This window comes from Actinacidiphila oryziradicis, assembly GCF_005047355.1.
In the GTDB taxonomy this organism is placed as follows: Bacteria; Actinomycetota; Actinomycetes; order Streptomycetales; family Streptomycetaceae; genus Actinacidiphila; species Actinacidiphila oryziradicis.
On record NZ_SUMC01000294.1, the window covers coordinates 1 to 2,178 of the forward strand.

The 2,178-nt window shown below is 65.9% G+C and carries 2 protein-coding genes; both read left to right on the forward strand.

Translation table 11 applies throughout. The annotated features are described in order from the left end of the window. The first annotated feature begins 360 nt into the window (after positions 1-360). Positions 361-762 carry a substrate-binding domain-containing protein gene (locus FCI23_RS55305; protein WP_169317490.1) on the forward strand — a complete coding sequence of 134 codons (402 nt, stop codon included), beginning with the start codon at positions 361-363 and terminating at the stop codon, positions 760-762. 310 nt (positions 763-1,072) lie between these two features. Further along, on the forward strand, positions 1,073-2,178 hold a 1,106-nt coding region (locus FCI23_RS55310; protein WP_246144941.1), incomplete at its 3' end, for a molybdopterin-dependent oxidoreductase.

Sequence of the window (2,178 nt, forward strand, 5' to 3'; positions counted from 1 at the left end):
GTGACCGTCGTCGTCCGCTGACCACAGCCATAGCCCTTCCTGACCCAGACAAAGCCCCCGCAACGGCCGATGCGGGGGCTTTGTCGCGGGCCAGGAAACCCCCAAAAAAAGGCCGCGGGCGCGGTCGTGACAAATTCCCGGCCCTCTCTGAGAAAATCTCACACATTCACCTGACGCGCATTTAGACAATCATGTGGCGAGTTTGGCGCGCGGCACCGCGCCGATCATTTGACGGAAGACCCTGGTGCAGGTCGGCAGAGCAACGGCTTCGCCAATTCGGAGCAGGGGCGGTGCCAGGGCCTCGGCATGACGGCCAGCTTGCCGACCTGCTCGTCGTTGACCCCCAGGTGCGGCACGTCCTTGAACGTCCCGTCGATCAGGGCGGAGGGCCGGCTGGCCAGCACGCAGCTGCGCGAGCAGTACCCGGAAGTGACCGGCGTCACCTGCGGCAACGACCTGCTCGCGCTGGGCGTCGTCGCCGGGCTCTTCCGCCAGGGCGTCCAGGTGCCGGAGGAGGTCTCGGTTGTGGGATTCGACAACATCGAGATGGCCGAGCAGAACCCGCTGCCGTTGACCACGATTCACCAGCCCAAGGCGGAGCTCGGCTATGTCGCGACCAACCTGCTGCTGGACGAGGCGCTGCGCGGTGCCCACGGTCATCGCGAGGTCATGTTCCAGCCGGAGCTGGTGGTGCGCGAGACGACGCGGGAGGTGATCAGTCAGGCTCTCGACGGTGGTCTCCACGCGTCGGACGCCGGGTAGCCGGCTTCCAGCCGGCAGGCGGAACCGTGTGCGATGCGCCCGGGCGCCGCCCGAAAGCCGATCCCTTATTTTCGCTGGTCAGAGGCGTTTTCCGGTTACCGGAAGTGCGACGTCGAGTGGATCACGGACGGGTCAGGATGGGACCTATATATTCCTTAGATACCATTGATGCCATTTGTTCTATGCTGGGTTATTGTGACCGGCAGATGGGCGTTGGGAAGGTGATGACGTGAGCGTTTCCGACCGCAAGCCTGATGAGGCGGAGACCTCCCCGCGTCAGAAGGCCATGCAAGGTAAACCGCCAGTGGGCATGCCGGCGCTGGGACTGGGGCCCGAGGACGGACACAAGCCGGAACACCGGCCCTACCACCATCCCGCCGCGGGCTGGGGAGCTGCCAAGAGCGTCAGCCGGGTGCTGGCGCGTGAGGGGGAACTGGTCGACGGTCCTCGTGCGATCTTCCGGATGAATCATGAGGGGCGCGGTTTTGACTGCCCCGGGTGCGCATGGCCCGATGACACCAAGGGCCTGCATCTGGACATCTGTGAGAACGGGATCAAGCACGTCACGTGGGAGATGACCCGCAAGCGTGTCGGCCGGGAGTTCTTCGCCGCGCACAGCGTGAGTGAGTTGATGGAGTGGAGTGACTTCGCCCTGGAGGACCAGGGCCGGCTGACCGAACCGATGGTGTACGACCCGGACAGCGACCGCTACATACCGATCGGATGGCAGTCGGCCTTCGACCTGATCGGGGACACCCTGCGCGGTCTCCAGAGCCCCCACGAAGCAGCCTTCTACACCTCCGGCCGGCTGGGGAACGAGCCAACGTTCCTGTACCAGTTGATGGCGCGGGAATTCGGCACCAACAACCTGCCGGACTGCTCCAACATGTGCCACGAGGCGAGCGGCCGGGCCCTGACCGCATCGCTGGGAACCGGCAAGGGCACCGTGGATCTGAAGGACTGGGAGAGCGCCGACGCGCTGTTCATCATGGGCGTCAACGCCGCCTCCAACGCCCCGCGGATGCTCACCGCACTCGCCGAGGCCCACGGCCGGGGCACGCAGATCGTGCACGTCAACCCGCTGGTCGAGGCCGCCGCCACCCGGACGATCGTCCCGCACGACTTCACCGACATGGCGCTGTTCCACTCCACCCGAACCAGCACGCTCAACATCCAGCCCCGCATCGGCGGCGATATGGCGCTGCTGCGCGGCATGGCCAAGGCGCTGCTGGATCAGGCCGGCCACGATCCCAAGGCGATCGACCGCGAGTTCATCCAGCGCCACACCTCTGGCTTCGAGGAGTACCAGAAGGCCTGTGAGGCCACGCCGTGGGAGGAGCTGGAGCACCAGTCGGGGCTGACCCGCGCGCAGATCCTCAAGGCCGCCCAGGTGTACTCCGAGTCCGACCGCACCAT